The sequence below is a fragment of the Nonomuraea sp. KM90 genome (genome assembly GCF_052246675.1).
GTDB lineage: Bacteria > Actinomycetota > Actinomycetes > Streptosporangiales > Streptosporangiaceae > Nonomuraea.
Genome location: NZ_JBQQCB010000001.1, coordinates 1 through 22,058, shown reverse-complemented (window position 1 = coordinate 22,058; position 22,058 = coordinate 1). Strand labels below are relative to the sequence as shown.

The following is a 22,058-nucleotide window of genomic DNA, read 5'->3' as shown; positions in this document are numbered from 1 at the left end:
GCGGGATAGTACGGGGGAGGTAAACCGTCCGGCGGGTCGTTTGCCGTTCCGTTATGAGGATCCTAAGCTGCCCGCACCCTTTACGGCCTTGATCAGCAATGGAGGCAGCCATGGCGGCAGTCACGCAGACCGCTACACCGTCGATGTGGTCGGAAGAGGAGCTGGCCGAGGTACGCGGCAGGCTCCAGACGGAGATCGACGAGCTCGAGGCGGACATCATGCGCCACGAGTCGGAGATAGCCTCTGGAGACGTCACCCAGGGAGCCGGCGACGACCAGGCGGACGCCGGCGCCAAGACGTACGAGCGCGAACGCGAGATCGCCCTTACCCTGAATGCGCGCGATCTGGTCGCGCAGAACGAACGTGCGATCGCCAGGATCGACGCAGGGACCTATGGAGTGTGCGAATCGTGCCACAAGCCGATCGGCAAGGAACGCCTTCAGGCGTTCCCGAGGGCGACGCTGTGCGTGGCCTGCAAGCAGAAGGAGGAGCGCCGGTAGGCTCGGGGGGCAAGCCTCGGCGGCGCCTCTTCGCCGTCCTCGTCGTGCTGGCGGCCGTGATCTACGCGGCCGACCTCGTCACCAAGACGGTGGTGCTGCGCACGCTGGAGGGTGAGGCGCCGATGGTCGTCATCCCGGACGTCCTGCAGTTCCGGGTGATCTTCAATTCCGGTGCCGCGTTCAGCATCGGCACCGGAATGACGTTCGTCTTCACGTTCATCGCGGCCGGCGTGGTCGTGGCCATCGTGCGCACGGCCCGCAAGCTCGGCAGCCGCTCCTGGGCGGTCGCGCTCGGGCTGCTGCTGGGCGGGGCGCTGGGCAACCTCACCGACAGGCTGCTGCGCTACCCATCGGGGATCGGCCGCTCGTCCCAGCTCCAGGGGCACGTCGTGGACTTCATCGAGGTGCTCCCTGGGCACTTCCCCGTCATCGACTACTTCCCGGTGTTCAACATCGCCGACTCGGCGATCGTCTGCGGCGGGATCCTGGCGGTCATCCTGGCCTGGCGCAACGTGCAGATCGACGGGTCCAAGGAGGTGGCCGACAATGACTGAGCAGCGCAGCCTGCCGGTGCCCGACGGGCTGGAGGGCGAGCGGCTCGACGCCGCGCTCTCGCGGCTGTTCGGCTTCTCCCGCACGCGCGCGGCCGAGCTGATCGTCGCGGGCGAGGTGCTGGTGGACGGCCGCCAGCCGGCCAAGTCCGACCGGGTGCACGCCGGCGCGTGGCTCGACGTGACGATGCCGCCGCCGGTCACCACGCCCATGCCGGTCGCCGAGCCGGTGCCGGGCATGACCATCGTGTACGAGGACGACGACATCATCGTGGTCAACAAGCCGATCGGCGTGGCCGCGCACCCGACCGTCGGCTGGACCGGCCCGACCGTCATCGGCGGCCTGCTCGGGGCCGGCCACACCATCGCCACCAGCGGCGCCGCCGAGCGGCAGGGCATCGTGCACCGGCTCGACGCCAACACCACGGGCGCGATGGTCGTGGCCAAGAGCGAGCACGCCTACTCGTGGCTCAAGCGGGCCTTCAAGGAGCGCACGGTCGACAAGCGCTACCACGCGCTGGTGCAGGGGCATCCCGACCCGTTCCGGGGCACGGTGGACGCGCCCATCGACCGGCACCCGTCGGGGGACGGCCGGTTCGCCGTGGTCGCGGGCGGGAAGCCGTCCGTCACGCACTACGACACGGTGGAGGCGTTCCGGGCGGCGTCGCTGCTGGACATCAAGCTGGAGACCGGGCGTACGCACCAGATCAGGGTGCACATGTCCGCGCTGCGCCACCCCTGCGTCGGCGACCTGCTGTACGGCGCCGACCCCACGCTGGCGGCCCGGCTGGGGCTCACGCGGCAGTGGCTGCACGCGGTGGCGCTCGGGTTCGAGCACCCCTCGACCGGCGAGTGGATCTCGTTCAGCACCGACTACCCCCAGGACCTGCAGAAGGCACTCGACATCGTGCGCGAGGAGTCCTGAGACGGCGGGCGGCTCCCTCAGCCCCGCCGGCCGGCCTTCTCCTTGCCCTCGTCCGCCGCGCGGCCGTTGTCCGACCCCTCGACCTGGCCGGGGGAGCGTGAGGGCGTCCCGTCCCCTTCCTTCTTGTCCTTCTTGGTCGGCGTCTTGGTCGGCGTCTTGGTGGGTGTGGGCTGCTGCGTGGGGCTCTTCTTCCCGGTGGTCCGGTCGGCCGTCGGTGTCCTGGGCCCGCTCATGGTGGGCGGCGGGGTGCTGCCCGGCTGGACCGCCGGGGCCTCGGACGTCGGCCGCGGGGTGGTGGGGGCGGGCGTGTCCGGCGCGGGTGTGGTCACCACGGCGGGCACGCGGCTCGGCGGAGCGGTGCGCGGCAGGTCGCGCTGCGACCACCAGGCCGCCCCGCCCGTGACGACCCCGACGACGAGCGCGCCCGCGGCTATCGCGGCCACCGGCAGCCGGCGCCGCCGGGTCACCTCCGGCACGGTGACGGGGCCCGTCTGCTCGGGGGCGCCGCCGGCCAGGATCGCGGCCAGCCGCCGCTCGGCCTCCTCCAGCGACATGCGCTCGGCCGGGTTCTTGCGCAGCAGGCCCAGCAGCACCGGCGCGAGCACGCCCGCCCGCGCCAGCGGCTCCGGCTCGGCGTGCATGACCGCGCCCAGCGTGGCCAGGGCGTGGTCGCGGTGGAAGGGGGAGTGGCCCTCGACGGCCATGTAGAGGGTCACGCCCAGCGACCACAGGTCCGAGGCGGGCCTGGCCCGGCCGCCGGCCGCGCGTTCGGGGGCCATGAAGGCGGGGGTGCCGACCAGGATGCCCGTCCGCGTGACGGGCGCCTCGTCCTCCGTGGTGGCGATGCCGAAGTCGGTGAGCACCGCCCGGCCGTCGGGGGTGAGCAGCACGTTGTCGGGTTTGACGTCCCTGTGTAACACCCCGGCCGCGTGCGCGGCGCGCAGCGCCTCCATGAGCTGCAGCCCGATGCTCGCCGCGTCGAGGGGGGACATGGGGCCGTCGTCGCGGATCTGCTCGCCCAGCGTGCGGGAGTGCACGAGCTGCATGACGATCCAGGGGTGACCGCGCTCCTCCACGACGTCGTACACGGTGGCCACGCCGGGGTGCGCCACCCGGCCCGCCGCCCTGGCCTCGCGGAAGGTGCGTACGGCGAACACCTCGCGCTCGGCGCCCGTCAAATCGGGAGGCGGCAGGATCTCCTTGACGGCCACGTCCCGGCCGAGCACCTCGTCGTGCGCATGCCAGACGGTGCCCATGCCGCCCTTGCCGATCGTCTTGAGCAGCCGGTATCGCCCACCGACAATCCCCGCTGAATCAGACATGCACGGCGACTACCCCAGAAGAATCCGGACAAGCGCGGTGACGGCCGCCGCCGCGGCCAGAACGACCAGAAACGGTGCCCGCAGCAGCAGCGCCACGACCGCCGCCCCGAGGCCCGCCGTACGCGCCGGGTCGAAGCGCAGCCCGCCGTCCTCCGTGAACAGCTGCACCGCGACCAGCGCCGCCAGCAGCGCCACCGGCACCAGCTCCGCGAACCTGCGCACCACCGGATGGTCCAGCACCCGCCGGGGCGCGGCGAGCCCGGCCAGCTTGAGCGCGTAACAGCCCGCGCAGACGACGGCGACCGCCCACCACAGCGTCATCGGGCCAGCACCACCAGGACGGCCGCGGCCGACAGCAGCACCGGCACGCCCGGCGGGAGGAACGGGGTGGCGCACAGCGCGATCACCGCCGCGATCGCGGCGAGCCGGCGCAGCTCGGCGCGCTCGGCCAGCCGGGGCCACAGGATCCCCAGGAACGCGACCGGGCCCACCACGTCCAGCCCCAGCACGCCGGGGTCGCCCAGGAACGAGGTGCCGTACGCGCCCGCCAGCGTGGTGAGGTTCCAGGCGATGTAGAGGCTGGCGAACGTGGTCACGAAGCCGGTGCGGGCCGCCTGGGGGGTGGGCTGGGCCAGCGCGACGGCCGTGGTCTCGTCGATGACGCCGTGGGCGGCCAGCAGCCTGCGGGGGCCGCGTACCTCGAGCAGGGCGGCCAGGCGCAGGCCGTACAGGGTGTTGCGGCCGCCGAGCAGCAGCCCTCCCAGGGCGGCGGCGGCCAGGTCGCCGCCCGCGCCCACCGCGCCGGTCAGCGCGAACTGCGAGGCGCCGGTGAACGCCAGCAGGCTCAGCACGCACGCCTGCGGCACGGACAGGCCCGCGGTGATCGCCGCGGCGCCGAAGGCGAGCCCGGACAGCCCCACGGCCAGGCCGACGCCGAGACCGTCCCGTACGGCGGCGGAGCGGTGTGTCTTCTCTTCCATGCCGCCCGAGGTTAGGAGACGGGGGAATCGCCCGTCTTGTACGTTCCTGCGGCCCGCTGGTAGGCGGCCGGCGGCACGCCCACGATGCGCTTGAAATGCCGGTTCAGGTGGGCCTGGTCGGTGAAGCCCACCTCGGCCGCCACCCGCGCCGGGGGCACGCCGGAGCGCAGCAGGCGGCGCGCCTGGCGGACCCGCAGCGAGGTCAGGTACGCGTGCGGCGGCATCCCCGTCGCGGCCTTGAACGCCCGCAGCAGCGCGAACGGCCGGGCCCCCACCGCGCCCGCCAGGCCGTCCAGCGTCGGCGGGTCGACGAGGCTCTCGTGCAGCAGGTCGAGCGCCTCGCGTACCGCCTGCCTGCCCTCGGCCGGCACGATCGCGGCCGGCCTGGGCGTGGCGTGGCGGGTCAGCAGCCGGGCGAACAGCGTGCGGCTCAGCGTCGAGGCGGCCAGCGCGTCGCCCCGCTCGGCCGCCCGGTGCGCCCGCCCGAGCAGCGCCGCCACCTGCTCGTCGCGCACCACCTGCGCGGGGAAGTGCGGCGTGCCGTGGGGCCCGCCGAGCTCGGCCGCGATCCCGGCCAGCGCGTCGACCGACGGGTAGAGCATGCGGTACGCCCACCCGCCCGGCACGCCCGCCTGCCCGGTGTGCGCGGAGTCGGGGTTGACCAGCACCATCTCGCCGGCCGCCGCCCGGTGCAGCGTGCCCCGGTAGTCGAACTCCTCCACGCCCTCGACGATGAGCCCGATGGCGTAGCCGTCGTGCGCGTGCCTGGCGAAGCGGTGGGTGACGTAGCGGGCCTTGAGCAGGTCCGTCTCCGGCACCGCCGGGTGCCGCCAGAACCGGGCCTGCTCCTTCACAGCGGCCGGAAGGTCTTGGCGAACGTCTCGAAGTAGTGCCGGTCGCGCTGCCACCGGGCCTGCGTGGTCTCCCAGTAGAGGGCGTAGGGGCGCCCGTCGGCGGTGTGGAAGCCGCGGTTGACCACGTGGATCAGCACGCCGCCGCGCATCCTGACGAACTCCCAGTCGGCGGCGTCGCGGCCGAGGTAGTCGGTGGCGGTGATGCCGACGCGCTTGTACCCCTGGAACTCGCCCTTCGCCCGGATCTCCTTCTCCAGCCCGATCCAGTGCAGCACCGGGTCCTTCCAGGGGATGTCGGGGACCGTCCACTCCACGATCAGCGCCCCCGGGCCGGTGGGGGCCTTGATGGAGATGCTGTCCCGGCCGGGGGTCCTGCGGGCCTGCCAGCCCTCGGGCATGGCGATCTGGAAGCGGCCCGCGGAGCTTCGGTAGGCCCGCCAGCCCGCGGGCACGGGGCGGGCGGTGGAGGTGGGCCCGGGTGTCGGGGCCGGGCTCTCGTCGGGCTCGGCCGTGGCCTGCCGGGTCGGGGTCGCGGGGTCCTGGGCCTCGGGGGTCCTAGTCTCGGGGCCCTGGGTCGCGGGGCCCTGGGTCGCGGGCGCGGCCGTCCACCGGTCGGACAGCAGCACGCCGCCCGTGCCCAGCACCGCCACGGCGGCCACCGCCGCGGGCAGCCCGATCCACAGCGCCTTCCGCCGCCCGCCTCGCCGTCCGGGGACCGTCGGGCTCGGCCTTCCGCCGGAGGGCCTTCCGCCGGAGGGCCCGCCGCCAGAGGGCGCGCCGCGGGAGGGCGCGCCGCCGGAGGACGCGCCGCCTGCGAGCGCGCCGCCGGTGGTCGCGTGGCCGGTGGCCGGGTGGCCGGTGGTCGCGTGGCCGGGGTGCGGCCGGTTGGGGCCGCCCGTCCACGGCAGGCCGCCCGCCGGTGGGGCGGAGGCGATCTCGTACAGCAGCCGCGCGGCCTCCTCGGCGGGCATCCGGGCGGCCGGGCTCCTGCGCAGCAGCCCCATGATGACCGGCTCCAGCGCCCCGGCCCGCACCGGCGGCTCCGGCTCGTCGCGCAGCACCGCCGCCACCGTCGCGGCCCACGAGTCGCGCTTGAACGGCGGCTCGCCCTCGACGGCCGCGTAGAGCGTCGCGCCCAGCGACCACAGGTCCGACTCCGGCCGGGCGGGCTCGCCGTTGAGGCGCTCGGGCGGCATGTACGCGGGCGTGCCCACCAGGTTGCCGGACGCCGTGAGCCCCGCCTCGGCCTCCAGCGAGGCGATGCCGAAGTCGGTCAGCACCACCCGGCCGTCGTCGGCCAGCAGCACGTTCTCCGGCTTCACGTCACGGTGCAGCACCCCCGTGGCGTGCGCGGCCCGCAGGGCGTCCAGCACCCGGCCGCCGATCACCGCGACCTGCCCGGCCCGCAGCGGCCCGCTCTCGCCGATCACCTGCCCCAGCGAGCGCGAGCGGACGAGCTGCATCACGATCCACGGGCGGCCGTCCTCCTCCACGACGTCGTGGATGACGACCACCGAGGGATGGTCGAGGCGGCCCGCGGCCCGGGCCTCCCTGATGGTCCGGCGGTTGAGCTCGGCCCGCTGGGCCTCCCCGACGCCGGTGTAGCGGACCTCCTTGATCGCCACCGTACGGTCGAGCAGCTCGTCGTAGGCCCGCCAGACCACCCCCATGCCGCCCTGCCCGAGCGGCTCGACGAGGCGATAACGATTGCTGACGTGCACGCAGCGCAGCCTACTTGGGGGTACGAACGTCGCGCAGAAGCCTTCGAAGAAGTGGTAGTCGGCCTTCCAGTGGCTGTTGAGCGTGTGCCAGTAGATCGCGTACGCCCGGCCGTTGTCGGTGACGAAACCCCTGTTGCGGACGCGGGTCTTCCCGGTGTTGGTGTTCCAGGTGAAGTCCCAGTCCGCCGCGGCCTTCATGTAGTCGACCTTCTTGATGTCGAGCTTCTTGTAGCCGCCGAAGTTGTTCTTGAGGTACGGCTCCTGCTTCTTCCAGTCCTTGTACGGGTCCGTGCCCGGGTTGGCCGCCTCCTCGATCAGGACGTACGCGTTGGACGCCGCGCCCGGTCCCTTGAACCTGACCTGCCGGCCGCTGCGCGTCCACACCTCCCACTTCGGGGGCAGCCCGATCTGGAAGCCGAGCTTCTTGTCCTTGTACATCTTCCACCCGGCCGGCAGCGGGTCCTTCGTCTCCTTGGGGGTCGCGCTGGGGCTGGGACTCGCGGTCTCGCTCGGGCTGGGGCTCGTGCTCGGGCTCGGCGACGTGGTCGACGAGGGGGCCGTCGAGGGGGCCGTGGAGGGCGGGGTGGCGGTGACGGCCGCCGTGCCCGGGGAGTCCGTGTCCGAGGACTTCTCCTCCGGGGCCGAGCGCAGGCCGAGGTAGCCGCCCACGCCCGCCACCAGCACGACCGCGACGGCCGCGGCGATGATCGTCCCGGCCCGGCGCTGCTGCTCGGGCCGCCCGGCCTCCACCGTGGGCACGGTCGGAGGCCGCGGGTCCACGGTCGAGGGCTGGGGGACGCGCGCGCCGGTCTCGGGCATGTCCGGCACCGGCGCGGCCGGGGCGAGGTTCGGATCGGTCGGGGTGTCGTCCTCGACGGGGGCGTACGGGCGCCTGGCCTTGGCGGGACCGGGGCGCTTGGGCTTCGTCGGCTGGGCCTCCGGGCGCTTCGGCTTGGCCGGGGCGGGCACGTGCAGCTCCTGCGCCGCCGGGAACTGGGCCGCGGGGAACTGGGCCGTCGGTGGCGCGCTCGTCTGCGCGACGGCGTTGCGCAGCATCCGCTGCGCCTCCTCGTACGTCAGCCGCTGCACCGGCTCCTTCACCAGCAGCCCGTTGATCACGTCGGTGAGCGGCCCCGCGTGCGTCGCCGGGTCGGGCTCGTCGGTGAGCACGGCGTGCATGGTCGCCAGGGCCATCCCGCGCTCGTGCGGCGAGCGGCCCTCCACCGCCGTGTAGAGCGTGGCGCCCAGCGACCACAGGTCCGACTCGCGCCGCGCGGGCAGGCCCTTGAGCCGCTCGGGCGCGATGAACGCCGGCGTGCCCGCCAGGCCCGTCACGGTGAGCTGCGTCTCGGTCTCCAGCGTGGCGATGCCGAAGTCGGTGAGCACGACCCGGCCGTCGTCGGCCAGCAGCACGTTCTCGGGTTTGACGTCGCGGTGCAGCACGCCCGCCTCGTGGGCGCGGTGCAGCGCGTCCAGCACGGCCAGGCCGATCTCCGCCACCCGCTTCGGCGGCAGCGGGCCGTCCTGCTTGATCACGGCCCCCAGTGAGCGCGACTGGACGAGCTGCATGACGATCCAGGGCCGGCCATCCTCCTCGATCACGTCGTGCACGACGATCACGTTGGGATGCTCGAACCTGGCCGCCGCCCTCGCCTCACGCATCGTCCGCCGGTTCAGCAGCTGCACTTCCTCGCCCAGGGCGGCGGCGTATCTGACCTCCTTGACCGCGACCGTGCGGTCAAGGAGCTCGTCGTGGGCTCGCCAGACGATGCCCATTCCGCCCCTGCCGATGGGTTCCTGCAGCTGGTAGCGGCCGGCGATGCGGCGTCCGTCCTGCTTGCGATCCGACATCAACGGCCTCAAACCCTCCTCTAGGCCAAGAAATACTCCCATAGCGAGGGATCAACGGCGACTCGCCAGAAGGACAGTCCGGCATGTGAGAAGTGCAGCCCAGCAGGTGGGAGCCGGGGTGTAGGGTTCAGATATGACTTGTCGTCGCTACGCGTTTACCGAGCCGGCTCCGGGAGAGCCGGTCGTCGGATAGCGACCACCTGGAGTCGGCACGAGGCAGAGACACCCGTCTCTGCCTTTTTTGGTTTTCCGCCGGCCTCGGGAGCCGGCCGAACGGGAGTCGGGATGTCATCGACCTTGGAACGGCGCGCGGTGGCCGTGGGCGAGCTGCTCGTGGGCGACGGGCCGGCCGTGCTGATCGACGGCCGGGTGAGCCTGCGGGCGCGGCGCGGCCCGGCCGACGCGTTCGAGGCGCTGCGGGAGGGGGCCACGCTCGTGGAGCCGGCCTCGGCCGCCGACCTGCCCGCGATCGCCGAGCACGCGCACGCCGTGGTGGTGGGGGCGTCGTGGACGCGCGACATCCCCCTCGTCCGGGCGGCGGCCGGGCTCGGGCTGCCGGTGGTGGTGGAGCGGCGGGCCGCGGCCTCCATGGAGGAGTGGCTGGGGCTGGCCGACCACTGCGCGGCCGAGGGGGACGGGCGGGTGATCCTGTGCGAGGGGGACCGGCCCGATCTGGGGCTCATGCGGGCGGCCAGGGCCGCCTCCGGGCGCCCGGTGCTGGCGGACGTCTCGCGCGACCTCGGGCTGTCGGCCGCCGCCGTCGCGGCCGGGGCCGACGGCCTGATCATCGGCACGGCGGGCACGCCGGTCCCGGCGGACGACCGGCGGGTGGCCGAGGAGGCCGTCACCCTCGTCGGCGCGCTCGTCCGGAACGAGGCGCCCACCACGCTGGCGGAGTGCCGCCAGGCGATCGACCGCGTGGACGCGGCCCTGGGCACGCTGCTGGAGCGGCGGGCGGTGCTGGCGGGCATCGTGCAGCGGATCAAGCCGGTGGGCGGCTTCGCCGGGCGCGACCTGGCCAGGGAGCGCGCCCTCGTCGCCAGGATGGCCGTGCGGGCGCCCTCGCTGGGGGAGGCCAGGCTCTCGCCCATCATGAACGCGGTCATCGAGGCCGGCCTGCACCTGGCCGAGGAGCGGCGGGGCGGTAGTCGGGCGGAGCGGTAGGCGTCAGGGCGGCGGCCGGAGTCCGGGCGTCCGGGAGGCGTCAGGGGCCTGCGACGGTGAGCCGGGCGGGGCGGTGGGCGTCAGGGGCCCGCGGCGGGGGGCCGGTCGTCCGGCAGGTGGAAGTTGTTCATCGGGCGGCCCGGGCCCGCGGCGATCTGCTTCGTGATGAGCTCCGCGAAGCGGCGGTAGCCGTCGCCCGTCGGGTGATAGCTGCGCGCGTTGACCGTCAGCTCCTCCATGTCCATGGCCAGCCCGTTCAGGAACGGCTGCGGCCGCCCCACCTCGTGGCCCGCGAACGCCTCGTAGGCGTCCACGTACTCGACGCTGCCCGGGGCGCCGAACGCCGCCAGGCCCCGGTCGAACTCCGCCGCCACCGACCCCACCGTGTCGTTGAGCCGCCGCGTCACGCCGTTGAGCCAGCGCTGGTCCTCGACGGTCAGGTTGTCGACGCTCCCCACCGGGTTCTCGGGGAACGGCCGGGGGTAGCCCAGCACGATGACGCGGGCGCCGGGGGCGCGCACGCGCAGCTCCCTGAGGACCTCGCGCATGCTCGTGCTCAGCTCCTCGATGCGGCGGCCGACGGCGGCGTCCTGGTCGACGCAGGCCGACGACCACGGGATCTTGACGATGCAGCCCGTCAGCACCCTGCTGAAGCCGGCGTCGTTGCCCCCGATGCTCAGCGTCACCAGGCTCGCCGCGGAGTCCACGCGGGTGACCTGGGGCGGCTGGCCGTGCTGGCCGGACAGGAGCTCGCGCGTGGTGGCGCCGCTGCAGGCGTAGAAGGCGGTGCCGCCGCCGAACCGGTAGGCCCGCGCCACCAGCGGCACGTAGGAGCCCGTCGACCGGTGGCAGCGGTCGGCCCCGTCGTTGACCGGCGCGGTGTCCTGCTCGTAGACCCCCTCGCCCGAGGAGTAGGAGTCGCCCAGCGCGACGTACCGGCCGCTCTGCGCCACCTGCACGGGCGTCAGCCGGACCGGCCGCGGCAGCCGTCCGGACGGCTCGCCGGCGGTGGGGCAGCCCGCGTCCAGCACGGCGCAGGCCAGCTTGGGGTAGACGCCCAGGGGCAGGCCCGCCACCGCGATCGTGGCGCCGGCCACGGCCGCCGCCACGATCTGGACGATCCTGCGTCTAGCCTCGTCCAGCGTGACCTCCCGGGTGGCGGCTCCTCCTTCTGCGCCATCGAGACTACCCAGCCGATGATCGGCGCGGGCGTGGCCGGGCCGCTACGGTTGCGCGCCGGCGGCGGCGCGCCGGCGGCCGATGACCCGCCAGCCCAGGGCGATGCCGGCGACCAGGGCCGGGATGAGGTAGAAGGCCACCCGCTGGTCCTTGTCGGCGAACGGCATCAGCAGCACCACCAGCGCCAGGAACGCGAGCGTCAGCCAGTTGGTGTAGGGGGAGCCGGGCATCGGGAAGGCCGAGCGGTGGCCCGTGCGGCGCAGGCGGGTCTGGCAGTAGACCAGGACGCCCCAGGTGGTGATCACGCCGAGCGAGGCCACGGCGGTGGCGATGTTGAAGGCCCGCTCGGGCAGGAAGTAGAACAGCGCGACGCCCGCCAGGAACATGATCGCGGTGAACAGGATGCCGCCGATCGGCACGTGCCGGCTGCTGAGGGTGCCGGCGAAGCGGGGGGCCTCCTGCTTCATGGCCATCGAGCGCAGGATGCGGCCGGTGGCGTACAGGCCCGAGTTGCAGGACGAGAGCGCGGCGGTGATCACGACGAGGTTCATGGCGTCGGCCGCCCACGGGACGCCCAGCCCGGAGAAGACCGTCACGAACGGGGAGGTGTCCGCCCGGTAGGCGGTCCAGGGCAGGACCATGGCCAGCAGCGCCACCGAGCCGACGTAGAAGATCGCGATGCGCCACACCACGCCGTTGATGGCCTTCGGCATGACCTCGTGCGGCCGGGCGGTCTCGCCCGCCGTGATGCCGACCAGCTCGATCGACGCGTACGCGAACACCACCGACTGCAGGCTCATCAGCACCAGCGGGAACCCGGTCGGGAAGAACCCGCCGTGGGAGACCAGGTTGTGCGGGCCCGCGGCGCCGACCGCGAACACCACCAGCACCAGCCCCACGACCAGGAAGACGGTGATCGCCACGACCTTGAGCATGGCGAACCAGAACTCCAGCTCGCCGAACAGGCGCACCGACAGCAGGTTGACCGTCATCACGAAGCAGAGCGCGATCAGCGCGGTGAGCCACTCGGGGAACGCGGGCGCCCAGTAGGTGATGTACGCGGCGATCGCCGTCAGCTCGGCGATGCCGGTGAAGGCCCAGTTGATCCAGTACATCCAGCCGCTGGCGAAGGCGGCCCACGGGCCGATGAACTCCCCGGCGTACTCGACGAACGAGCCCGAGGCCGGACGGTAGAGCACGAGCTCGCCGAGCGCCCGCATGACGAAGAAGGCGGCCACGCCGGCGGCGGCGTAGGAGAGCACGAGCGCGGGGCCGGCGGCGGCCAGCCGGCCCCCGGCGCCCAGGAACAGGCCCACCCCGATCGCCCCGCCGATGGCGATCATCTGGACCTGCCGGTTGCCCAGCGCGTGCGTGTATCCCTCGTCCGTCTGCGTGCGCACCGAGTGACTCCTTGATGACGTTGGGTGACATCGAGGATATCGGTGCCGGTGATCGCGACGGCTCCTGGCGCGCGGGCGGCCCCGGGTTGTCGGTGGCGGCTACTAAAGTCGGATCGCACCACACGTTGGGACCGGGAGGCCGCCGCTCAATGTCGTCCAGCGACTCGTTCGTCCATCTGCACGTGCACACCGAATACTCGATGCTCGACGGGGCCGCGCGCCTCGGGCAGATGTTCAGACAGGTCGGCGAGCTGGGCATGCCCGCCATCGCGATCACCGACCACGGCAACATGCACGGCGCCTACGACTTCTTCAGGCAGGCCACCGGCGCCGGCATCAAGCCGGTCATCGGCATCGAGGCCTACGTCGCGCCGGAGCTGCGCCACAACAAGAAGCCGGTGTTGTGGGGCGAGCCGCACCAGCGCAAGGACGACGTCTCGGCGGGTGGCTACTACACCCACATGACGATCTGGGCGCGCGACAGGACGGGCCTGCACAACCTGATGCGGCTGTCGTCGCGCGCCTACACCGAGGGCTTCGTGCGCAAGTGGGCGCGCATGGACGCCGAGCTCCTGGCCGAGCACGCCGACGGCCTCATGGCCACCACCGGCTGCCCGTCGGGCGAGGTGCAGACGAGGCTGCGGCTCGGGCAGTACGACGAGGCGCTCAAGGCCGCCGCGAAATACCAGGAGATCTTCGGCAGGGACAACTTCTACCTGGAGATCATGGATCACGGCCTCGACATCGAGCGCCGGGTCCGCGACGGGCTGACCCGGATCAGCCGGGAGCTCGGCATCCCGCCGCTGGTCACCAACGACTCGCACTACACCTACGAGTCCGACGCCGCCTCCCACGACGCCCTGCTGTGCATCCAGACCGGCAAGCAGTTGTCCGACCCCGACCGCTTCCGCTTCGACGGCAGCGGCTACTACATCAAGACCGCCGACGAGATGCGCGCGATCGACTCCTCCGACCTGTGGGCCGAGGGTTGCCGCAACACGCTGCTGGTGGCCGAGAAGGTCGACCCGGCCGGGTTCTTCGAGTTCAAGAACCTCATGCCGACCTACCCGATCCCCGACGGCATGACGGAGAGCGAGTTCTTCCGCAGGACGGTCTGGGAGGGCATGGACCGGCGCTGGCCGGAGGGCTACGACGAGCAGCACCGCAAGCAGGCCGAGTACGAGATCGGGATCATCGAGCAGATGGGCTTCCCGAGCTACTTCCTCGTGGTCGCCGACTTCATCATGTGGGCCAAGGCCAACGGCATCCCGGTCGGGCCCGGCCGTGGCTCGGCGGCGGGGTCGCTGGTGGCGTACGCGATGGGCATCACCGACCTCGACCCGATCGCGCACGGCCTGATCTTCGAGCGGTTCCTCAATCCCGAGCGCGTCTCCATGCCCGACGTCGACATCGACTTCGACGAGCGCAGGCGCGGTGACGTGATCCGCTACGTGACCGAGAAGTGGGGCGCCGACAAGGTCGCCATGATCGCTACGTTCGGCACGATCAAGGCGAAGGCCGCCATCAAGGACGCGGGCCGCGTCCTGGGCTACCCCTACGCGCTGGGCGACCGGGTCTCCAAGGCGTTCCCGCCCGCCGTCATGGGCAAGGACATCCCGCTGGCGGGCATCTTCGACAAGGACCACCCGCGCTACGCCGAGGCCGGCGAGCTGCGCCGGCTCTACGAGGAGGACGTCGACGTCAAGGCGACGATGGACCTCGGCAAGGGGCTGGAGGGCCTGATCCGGCAGACCGGCGTGCACGCCGCGGGCGTGATCATGTCGGCCGAGGTGCTGACCGACCACGTCCCGATCATGCGCCGCGACTCCGACGGCGCGATCATCACGCAGTTCGACTATCCGACCTGCGAGACGCTCGGCCTGCTGAAGATGGACTTCCTGGGCCTGCGCAACCTCACCATCATGGACGACTGCCTCAAGCTGATCGAGGCGACCACGGGTGAGCGGGTCGACCTGCTCGGGCTGCCGCTCGACGACCGCAAGAGCTACGAGCTGCTGGCCAAGGGCGACACGCTGGGCGTGTTCCAGCTCGACGGCGGCGGCATGCGCTCGCTGCTGCGCCTCATGCGCCCCGACAACTTCGAGGACATCTCCGCCGCCCTCGCGCTCTACCGCCCCGGCCCGATGGGCGCCAACTCCCACACCAACTACGCGCTGCGCAAGAACGGCCAGCAGGAGATCACGCCGATCCACCCCGCGCTGGAGGAGCCGCTCAAGGACATCCTGGAGACGACCCACGGCCTGATCATCTACCAGGAGCAGGTCATGGCCATCGCCCAGCGGGTGGCCGGCTACTCCCTGGGCGCCGCCGACCTTTTGCGCCGCGCGATGGGCAAGAAGAAGAAGGCGGAGCTGGACAAGCAGTACGCCTCCTTCGAGCGGGGCATGAAGGACAACGGCTACCCCGACGCCGCCGTCAAGGCGCTGTGGGACATCCTGCTGCCCTTCTCCGACTACGCCTTCAACAAGGCCCACACCGCCGCCTACGGCCTCATCGCCTACTGGACCGCCTACCTCAAGGCCAACCACCCGGCCGCCTACATGGCCGCGCTGCTGTCCTCGGTGAAGGACGACAAGGACAAGTCCGCGCTCTACCTCAACGAGTGCCGCCGCATGGGCATCAAGGTGTTCCCGCCGGACGTCAACGACTCCGACTTCGACTTCACGCCGCGCGGCACCGACATCCGCTTCGGCCTGTCGGCGGTGCGCAACGTCGGCGGCAACGTCGTCGGCGGCATCATCTCCGCGCGAAAGCAGAAGGGCCGCTTCACCGACTTCAAGGACTTCCTGCGCAAGGTGCCGGCCGTCGTCTGCAACAAGCGCGTGATCGAGTCGCTGGTCAAGGCGGGCGCGTTCGACTCGCTGGGCCACGTGCGCAAGGGCCTGGTCATGGTGCACGAGCAGGCCGTCGACGCGATCATCGACATCAAGAAGAACGAGGCCATCGGCCAGGACTCCCTGTTCGGGGCGATCGACGGCGGCGAGGACCAGACCTTCGACGTGCAGATCCCGGTGGGCGAGTGGGACAAGAACACGCTGCTGCAGTTCGAGCGCGAGATGCTCGGCCTCTACGTGTCCGACCACCCGCTGTTCGGCGTCGAGCACGTCCTGGCGGCCGGGGCCGACTGCTCGATCGCGGCGGTGCAGGACGAGAGCCGCGCCGACGGGCAGGTGGTGACCGTGGGCGGCATCCTCAGCGGGGTGCAGCGCAAGGTCACCAAGAAGGGCGACACCTGGGTGCTGACCCAGCTGGAGGACCTCGAGGGCTCGATCGAGGTGATGATCTTCCCGTCGGCGTACCAGCTGTGCTCGACGATCCTGGCCGAGGACGCGATCGTGTTCGTCAAGGGGCGCATCGACAAGCGCGAGGACGTGGCGAAGATCATCGCCATGGAGGTCACGGCGCCCGACCTGAGCCAGGAGTCCGGCGGGCCGCTGCTGGTGAGCCTGCCGCTGAACCGCTGCACGCCGCCGGTGGTGGGCCGGCTGAAGGAGATCCTCGCCACGCACCCGGGCACGTCGGAGGTGCACCTGCAGGTCCACAACGGGCCCAGGACGACTGTGCTGCGCGTGGGGGACCGGCTGCGGGTCACACCGTCACCGGCCCTCATGGGCGACCTCAAAGAACTCCTCGGCCCCGCCTGCCTGGGGGCCTGACCCTCGCCTCCCCGGCGGTCGTGGGGCAGGATCGCAGCGTGAGCGAACTGCATTACCTGACCGCGACCGAGCTGGCCCGGCTGATCAGGACCCGGCAGGTGAGCGCCGTGGAGGTCCTCCAGGCCCATCTCGACCGCATCGAAGAGGTCAATCCCCGCGTCAACGCGGTCGTCACCCTCGTCGCCGAGCGGGCGATCGAGGCGGCGAAGGCGGCCGACGCGGCCCTGTCGTCCGGGGAGCGGGCCGGACCGCTGCACGGCGTACCGGTCGCGCACAAGGACCTCGTGGACACCGCCGGCATCCGCACCACCTACGGCTCGCCGCTCTTCGCCGGCAACGTCCCCGACGAGGACGACCTGATCGTGCGGCGGCTGCGCGCGGCGGGCGCCGTGACCGTGGGCAAGACGAACACCCCGGAGTTCGGCACCGGCTCCCACACCGTCAACGAGGTGTTCGGCGCCACCAGGAACCCCTACGACCTGTCCAAGTCCGCCGGCGGCAGCAGCGGGGGCGCCGCCGTCGCGCTGGCCACCGGCATGGTGCCGCTGGCCGACGGCTCCGACATGGGCGGCTCCCTGCGCAACCCCGCCTCCTTCTGCAACGTCGTCGGCCTGCGGCCCACGCCCGGCCGCGTCCCCGACCCCTCCGACACCGCCGCCTGGTTCACCCTGGCCGTCCCCGGTCCCATGGCCAGGACGGTCGAGGACGTCACGCTGATGTTCGGGGCCATCGCCGGGTTCGACCGCCGCTCCCCGTACTCGATCAGGGAGGTCTTCGCGCCGGAGCCCGAGCGGGGGGTGGCGGGGTTGCGCGTGGCGTGGAGCCCCGACCTGGGCGGGCTGCCCGTGGACCCGAGGACGGCGGCGGTCACGGCGACCGCGCCGGCCGTGTTCGAGCGGCTCGGCGCCCGCGTCGAGCAGGTCGAGCTGGACCTGACCGGGGCAGAGGACGCGTTCAGGACCTACCGGGCCTGGTACTACCTGCTCGCCCACGGCGACAAGAGCGGGCTCGGCCCCAACACCGCCTGGAACGTCGAGCAGGGCCGCAAGGTCACCGGTGCCGACCTGGCCCGGGCCGAGGTCGCGCGCAGCCGCCTCTACCAGCGCATGGCCGCCTTCTTCGACACCTACGACGTGCTGATCGCGCCGGTCAGCCAGGTGCCGCCGTTCCCCGTCGAGCACCCTCACGTGAGCGAGATCAACGGGCGGCGGCTGCCCGACTACCTCGCCTGGATGCGCTCGGCCTACTGGATCAGCGTCCTGCACTCGCCCGCCGCCTCGGTCCCGGCCGGGTTCACCGGCGACGGCCTGCCGGTGGGCGTGCAGATCGTCGGGAGGCCGTTCGAGGACGCGAGGGTGCTGCGGGTGGCGCGGGCGTTCGAGGAGGCCACCGGCCACGGCCTGCGCAGGCCGCCGCTCTAGCGGCTACTCGGGTCCGATCCCGTACGGCTGCCGCAGCGGCGACTCGCGGTAGCCGTGCATGCCCTCCAGCAGCCCGAAGAACCCCACGGCGACCAGCGGCCAGGACACCAGCACGCCGGAGGCGGTCAGCTTCAGCGCGCCGGGGACGATCTTCGCGCCCGGCACGGCGGCCGCCTCCACCGTGACCGCCCCGATGGTGAACGTGGACCCGACCCAGAACGTCAGGAACGAGGCCAGCATCCCGCCCGCGCACAGCCCCAGCAGCACCGGCAGCATCCAGCGCCGCCCGATGAACCAGGCGACGCCGCCGCACAGCAGCCCCAGCCCGCCCGTGATCACCGCGAACCAGCCGTCGGCCGCGATCAGCGCCTGCGTGGTCGGGTCGGCCAGCACCGTGCCCCGGTCGGTGACCTGGTACGGCGCCCGCGGCGTCAGCCCTGACCAGAGCAGCCCGGCGGCCATTCCGAGAGTGGCGAGAGTGAGGACAGATACCGCAAAAGCGCGTACTTCCCTCGTCACGCCACTCCCCCTCACATGTACGTCCGAATCAGCTCGATGGTATCCCCCGGTTAGGCTCGCTTCGTGATTGCAGAAGAGGTCTGGCAGATAGAACCCTCCGGTCCGCTCCGGGGCGACGTCGAAGTGCGCGGCTCGAAGAACGGCGTGTCCAAGCACATGGTCGCCGCCATGCTGGGCAACGGCGAGAGCAGCATCCACAACGCCCCCGAGGTGGGCGAGGTCGAGATCACCGCCGCCATGCTGCGGGCCCTCGGCATCAACGTCGAGATCTCCCGCACGGAGATCAGGATCGAGCAGGGCCCGGAGATCGAGCCCCGGGTCCCCGACGCGTTCACCGGCCTGAACCGCATCCCCATCCTCATGCTCGGCCCCCTGCTGCATCTGGCGGGTGAGGCGTTCGTGCCGCTGGTGGGCGGCGACCCGATCGGGCGGCGGCCGGTGAACTTCCACGTGGAGGCCCTGCGCGCGATGGGCGCCGAGGTGGAGGTGGGCGACGCCGGCATCTACGCCAAGGCCAAACGCCTCAACGGCACCCGGATCGAGCTGCCGTACCCGAGCGTGGGCGCCACGGAGACGGTGCTGATGTCGGCGGTGCTGGCCGACGGCAAGACCGTGCTGAAGAACGCGGCCACGGAGCCCGAGGTGGTGGAGCTGGCGCTGTTCCTGCAGCGGATGGGGGCCAGGATCGAGCTCTCGCCCGACCGCAGGATCGTCATCGAGGGCGTCGAACGGCTGCGCGGCGCCCAGACCTGGCTGACCGGCGACCGCATCGAGGCGTTCTCGTACCTGGCGGCGGGCCTGGTCACCCAGGGCGAGGTACGCGTGCACGGCTGCCCCCAGGACCGCCTGGTCACCGCGATCACCACGCTGGCCAGGATGGGCGCCCAGTTCGACATCAACGACGAGTACCTGTGCGCCACCGCGCCCCCCGAGGGCCTGCGCTCGGCGGCCGTGCAGACCGACACGCACCCCGGGTTCATGACGGACTGGCAGACGCCGCTGATGGTGCTGTTCACGCAGAGCCAGGGCATGTCGGTGCTGCACGAGACGGTCTTCGAGAACCGCCTGGTGTACGTGCCCGCGCTGCAGAAGATGGGCTGCGAGATCGAGGTGTTCGACCAGTGCCTGGGCGGCCCCGCCTGCCGCTACCACGACACCAACGCCCGCCACTCGGCCGTCGTGCGCGGGGTGTCCAGGCTCAAGGGCGCCGACGTGACGCTGCCCGACATCCGGGCCGGGTTCTCGGCCGTGCTGGCGGCGGCGGTGGCCGACGGGCCCTCCACGCTGCGCGGCGTGCACCACATCGAACGCGGTTACCACCGGCCGTTCGAGCAGTTCGCCTCGCTGGGTCTGAACATCCGCAGGCAGCGGTAAATATCGGTAAAGACGTCGGAAACGGGCGTTTGCCGTCGACCTGGACGTCGCACACCATCTGACGTGACCGTACTCAGATCCGTCGGAGCGCTCGGATTGGCGGGGGCACTCGGCGGGGTGCTGGCGGCCGCACTGGCCGCACCCCTGGTGAGCGGGGGCGGCCTCGCCGCCATGGGTGTCGCGAACACCTTCGTCGACCTGCCGCCCGCACCGCGCGAGGAGCCGCTCGCGCAGGTGACCAGGTTGCTGGACAAGGACGGCCGGCAGTTCGCCCAGTTCTACGAGGCCAACAGGACGGCCGTCCCGCTCGGCGCGGTCGCGCCCGTGATGCGCAGGGCCATCGTGGCCATCGAGGACGCCCGCTTCTACGAGCACGGCGGCCTCGACGTCAGGGGCACGATCCGGGCGCTGCTCACCAACACCCAGGCGGGCGGGATCCGGCAGGGCGGCTCGTCGCTGACCCAGCAGCTGGTCAAGAACATCCTGGTGGAGAGCGCGCGCAGCGACACCGAGCGCGACCGGGCCCGCGCCCCGAACCTGGCCCGCAAGATCAGCGAGCTGCGGCTCGCGCTGGCGCTGGAGAAGAAGTACCGCAAGGACGAGATCCTGGAGCGCTACCTGAACATCGCCTACTTCGGCGCCGGGGCCCACGGCGTCGAGGCGGCGGCCAGGCGCTTCTTCTCCACCTCGGCCTCCCGGCTGACGCTGACCCAGGCGGCCACGCTGGCGGGGGCGGTGCGGATGCCGTACTCGACCGATCCCTCGCTCGGCCAGGCGCACCGGGAGCGGCTGAAGGGCCGGCGCGACCTCGTGCTCGACCGCATGGCCGGGCTCAAGCAGATCACCCAGCAGGAGGCGGCGCAGGCCAAGGCGGCGCCGCTGAACATCAGGCTCCGGCCGGAGCCCGGCGGGTGCGAGCAGAGCGACTACCCGTTCTACTGCCTGTACGTGAAGCAGGAGCTCCTGTCGAACCCCGTCTTCGGCAACACCCCCGCCGAGCGGCGGGCCAGGATGGCCAGGGGCGGCCTGGTGATCAGGACGAGCCTCGACCCCATCGCGCAGCGCGCCGCCGACCGGGCCATCCGCCGGCACGTCTCGCCGGAGGACACCGAGGTGGCCGCCGAGGCGATGGTGGAGCCGCGTACCGGCCGGATCAAGGCGATGGCGGCCAGCAAGCGGTTCGGCCGCAACCCCGGCAACCGCAAGAACGGCCCCAAGACCACCTTCAACCTGCCCGCCGACGTCGCCCACGGGGGCGGGCAGGGCTTCCAGGCCGGTTCGACGTTCAAGGTGTTCACCCTGGCCACCGCGCTGAAGCAGGGCTGGCGGTTCAACGACGGCTTCCAGACGCCGGGGGCGATGAGCCCCGCGCAGGGCTACCGCAACTGCGCGGGCCGGTCCGTCAACGACCCCGGCACCCGGGTGCTCAACGCCAGCGGCGAGGGCGAGGGCGGGCCGCACAGCATCGAGACCGGCACCTGGAAGTCGGTGAACATCTTCTACATGATGCTGGAGCGCAAGGTCGGGCTCTGCAACGTGGTGCGCACGGCCAGGGCGCTCGGCGTCACCAGGGCGGACGGGGCGCCGCTGCGGGAGGTGCCGACGTTCACGCTGGGCGTCAACGAGATGGATCCGGTGACGGTGGCCGCCTCGTTCGCGGCGTTCGCGGCCAGGGGACTGTACTGCCGGCCGCTGGCCATCGTGGAGATCACGGGCAGGGACGGGCGGCGTACGCACGTGCCGCCCGCGTGCGAGCAGGTCATCGAGAAGCCGGTCGCGGACGCGGTCAACCACGTGCTCAAGGGCGTCTTCGACAAGGGCACCATGCACGGGCAGGGCATCGGCCGGCCCGCGGCGGGCAAGACGGGCACCAACAACGGCTACACCTCGGCCTGGTTCGCCGGCTACACGCCCGCCCTGGCGGCGGCGGTCAGCGTGGGGGACATCCGGGGGTCGTACCGGTTCCCGCTGCTGCAGGGGGTGCAGATCGGGGACCGGTACTACGGGTCGGTGCAGGGGGCGTCGCTGCCGGGGCCGATCTGGGTGGAGTCGATGGGGCCGGCGTTGCGGCGTACGGAGCCGAAGGGGTTCCCGGGGCCGGACATGTCGCGCTTCGGCGGCGGTCACACGCCGGGGCTGGAGAAGGCCCTGGCCGAGGAGAAGCGCAAGAAGCGCGGCGTCCACCCGTTCTTCCGGCGGCACCGCCGGCTCTTCGAGTGGCTGCTCGGGCAGAGCCCGACGGCGCCGTCGATCGAGTGGCAGCAGGAGGGCCGTGCCGACCGGCTGCTGCGGGCGCCTCGGGACGACCGTCCCGAGGAGGAGCGTCCCGAGCCTGGGCCGGCCGACGGGCCGGGGCATCCCGGCATGCTCGGCCAGTGGCGGCCGGACATGCCCGGCCAGGGACGGCCCGGGGTGCCCGGGCCGGGTCACCCCGGCATGTCCGGCCACGGGCGGCCCGGTGGGCTGGAGCCTCCGGGGGTGCCCGGGCGCGAGCGTCCCGGCCGGCCGGGACGCGACTACCCCGGCATGCTCGGGCGGCCTGACTGACCCCGTCGGCCGGCCGGGTGTCAGCCGGCCTTGCCGATGGGGGCGGTGACCGCCCGGGTGAGCGTGATGAGGT

16 protein-coding genes are annotated in these 22,058 nt (G+C 72.4%); 8 read left to right on the top strand and 8 right to left on the bottom strand.

Annotated elements, in window-relative coordinates:
- The first annotated feature begins 110 nt into the window (after positions 1-110).
- From ACTWPW_RS00080 to ACTWPW_RS00070, 3 genes are read left to right on the top strand one after another with little or no spacing between them, the layout of a single operon-like run.
- Positions 111-500, top strand: coding sequence for a TraR/DksA family transcriptional regulator (locus tag ACTWPW_RS00080; protein ID WP_375109271.1), 390 nt, complete (start codon positions 111-113; stop codon positions 498-500).
- The gene (gene lspA, locus ACTWPW_RS00075; RefSeq protein WP_375109272.1) at positions 464-1,054 is read left to right on the top strand and encodes a signal peptidase II; all 591 of its coding nucleotides are present in this window, start codon (positions 464-466) and stop codon (positions 1,052-1,054) included. Before ACTWPW_RS00080 ends, lspA begins: the two co-directional genes overlap by 37 nt.
- Complete coding sequence (locus ACTWPW_RS00070) at positions 1,047-1,976, top strand: RluA family pseudouridine synthase (protein ID WP_375109273.1); 930 nt, start codon at positions 1,047-1,049, stop codon at positions 1,974-1,976. Before lspA ends, ACTWPW_RS00070 begins: the two co-directional genes overlap by 8 nt.
- A gap of 17 nt (positions 1,977-1,993) precedes the next feature.
- On the opposite strand, the gene ACTWPW_RS00065 is transcribed toward ACTWPW_RS00070, so the two are convergent.
- Genes ACTWPW_RS00065 through ACTWPW_RS00045 form a run of 5 tightly spaced genes read right to left on the bottom strand, consistent with a single transcriptional unit; the run spans position 1,994 to position 8,704 of the window.
- Complete coding sequence (locus ACTWPW_RS00065; RefSeq protein ID WP_443167540.1) at positions 1,994-3,298, bottom strand: serine/threonine-protein kinase; 1,305 nt, start codon at positions 3,296-3,298, stop codon at positions 1,994-1,996.
- Between the two features lie 9 nt (positions 3,299-3,307).
- Positions 3,308-3,619 (bottom strand): AzlD domain-containing protein, encoded by a 312-nt coding sequence (locus tag ACTWPW_RS00060; protein WP_364118451.1) that lies wholly within the window; start codon positions 3,617-3,619, stop codon positions 3,308-3,310.
- Entirely contained in the window at positions 3,616-4,278 is a 663-nt protein-coding gene (locus ACTWPW_RS00055) for an AzlC family ABC transporter permease (RefSeq protein ID WP_443167539.1), read from the bottom strand. The genes ACTWPW_RS00060 and ACTWPW_RS00055 overlap by 4 nt, the downstream gene beginning before the upstream one ends.
- A gap of 11 nt (positions 4,279-4,289) precedes the next feature.
- Positions 4,290-5,132, bottom strand: coding sequence for an AraC family ligand binding domain-containing protein (locus ACTWPW_RS00050; RefSeq protein WP_443167538.1), 843 nt, complete (start codon positions 5,130-5,132; stop codon positions 4,290-4,292).
- On the bottom strand, positions 5,129-8,704 hold the full coding sequence (locus tag ACTWPW_RS00045; RefSeq protein WP_443167537.1) for a protein kinase domain-containing protein: 3,576 nt from the start codon (positions 8,702-8,704) through the stop codon (positions 5,129-5,131). The genes ACTWPW_RS00050 and ACTWPW_RS00045 overlap by 4 nt, the downstream gene beginning before the upstream one ends.
- A 285-nt stretch (positions 8,705-8,989) precedes the next feature.
- Here ACTWPW_RS00045 and ACTWPW_RS00040 point away from each other — a divergent pair, with 285 nt between their 5' ends.
- Positions 8,990-9,868: a chorismate mutase gene (locus tag ACTWPW_RS00040; RefSeq protein WP_375109280.1), complete on the top strand. Its 879-nt coding sequence runs from the start codon at positions 8,990-8,992 to the stop codon at positions 9,866-9,868.
- Positions 9,869-9,948: 80 nt separating this feature from the next.
- Here the strand turns inward: ACTWPW_RS00040 and ACTWPW_RS00035 are convergent, their stop codons facing one another.
- Both ACTWPW_RS00035 and ACTWPW_RS00030 read right to left on the bottom strand, forming a co-directional pair.
- Entirely contained in the window at positions 9,949-10,977 is a 1,029-nt protein-coding gene (locus tag ACTWPW_RS00035; RefSeq protein WP_375109281.1) for an SGNH/GDSL hydrolase family protein, read from the bottom strand.
- 114 nt (positions 10,978-11,091) lie between these two features.
- Complete coding sequence (locus ACTWPW_RS00030; protein WP_375109282.1) at positions 11,092-12,447, bottom strand: amino acid permease; 1,356 nt, start codon at positions 12,445-12,447, stop codon at positions 11,092-11,094.
- A gap of 149 nt (positions 12,448-12,596) precedes the next feature.
- Between ACTWPW_RS00030 and dnaE the strand changes: the two genes are divergently transcribed.
- Positions 12,597-16,124, top strand: coding sequence for a DNA polymerase III subunit alpha (gene dnaE, locus ACTWPW_RS00025; protein WP_443167536.1), 3,528 nt, complete (start codon positions 12,597-12,599; stop codon positions 16,122-16,124).
- Between the two features lie 38 nt (positions 16,125-16,162).
- On the top strand, positions 16,163-17,545 hold the full coding sequence (locus ACTWPW_RS00020; RefSeq protein ID WP_375109284.1) for an amidase: 1,383 nt from the start codon (positions 16,163-16,165) through the stop codon (positions 17,543-17,545).
- Between the two features lie 3 nt (positions 17,546-17,548).
- On the opposite strand, the gene ACTWPW_RS00015 is transcribed toward ACTWPW_RS00020, so the two are convergent.
- The gene (locus tag ACTWPW_RS00015) at positions 17,549-18,007 is read right to left on the bottom strand and encodes a hypothetical protein (RefSeq protein ID WP_375109285.1); all 459 of its coding nucleotides are present in this window, start codon (positions 18,005-18,007) and stop codon (positions 17,549-17,551) included.
- Positions 18,008-18,127: 120 nt separating this feature from the next.
- On the opposite strand from ACTWPW_RS00015, the gene murA reads away from it, so the two are divergent.
- Positions 18,128-19,438, top strand: coding sequence for a UDP-N-acetylglucosamine 1-carboxyvinyltransferase (murA, locus tag ACTWPW_RS00010; RefSeq protein ID WP_443167535.1), 1,311 nt, complete (start codon positions 18,128-18,130; stop codon positions 19,436-19,438).
- A 63-nt stretch (positions 19,439-19,501) separates the two neighbouring features.
- A complete protein-coding gene (locus ACTWPW_RS00005) occupies positions 19,502-21,985 on the top strand; it encodes a transglycosylase domain-containing protein (protein WP_443167534.1) in 2,484 nt (827 codons plus the stop codon).
- Positions 21,986-22,058 lie beyond the last annotated feature (73 nt).

Bases quoted from the DNA above. Each gene is read 5' to 3' on its own strand.
- ACTWPW_RS00080 (WP_375109271.1), top strand. From the start codon at position 111: ATGGCGGCAGTCACGCAGACCGCTACACCGTCGATGTGGTCGGAAGAG.
- ACTWPW_RS00040 (WP_375109280.1), top strand. From the start codon at position 8,990: ATGTCATCGACCTTGGAACGGCGCGCGGTGGCCGTGGGCGAGCTGCTC.
- ACTWPW_RS00060 (WP_364118451.1), bottom strand. From the start codon at position 3,619: ATGACGCTGTGGTGGGCGGTCGCCGTCGTCTGCGCGGGCTGTTACGCG.
- ACTWPW_RS00045 (WP_443167537.1), bottom strand. From the start codon at position 8,704: ATGTCGGATCGCAAGCAGGACGGACGCCGCATCGCCGGCCGCTACCAG.
- ACTWPW_RS00065 (WP_443167540.1), bottom strand. From the start codon at position 3,298: ATGTCTGATTCAGCGGGGATTGTCGGTGGGCGATACCGGCTGCTCAAG.
- dnaE (WP_443167536.1), top strand. From the start codon at position 12,597: ATGTCGTCCAGCGACTCGTTCGTCCATCTGCACGTGCACACCGAATAC.
- ACTWPW_RS00070 (WP_375109273.1), top strand. From the start codon at position 1,047: ATGACTGAGCAGCGCAGCCTGCCGGTGCCCGACGGGCTGGAGGGCGAG.
- ACTWPW_RS00055 (WP_443167539.1), bottom strand. From the start codon at position 4,278: ATGGAAGAGAAGACACACCGCTCCGCCGCCGTACGGGACGGTCTCGGC.
- ACTWPW_RS00015 (WP_375109285.1), bottom strand. From the start codon at position 18,007: ATGGCCGCCGGGCTGCTCTGGTCAGGGCTGACGCCGCGGGCGCCGTAC.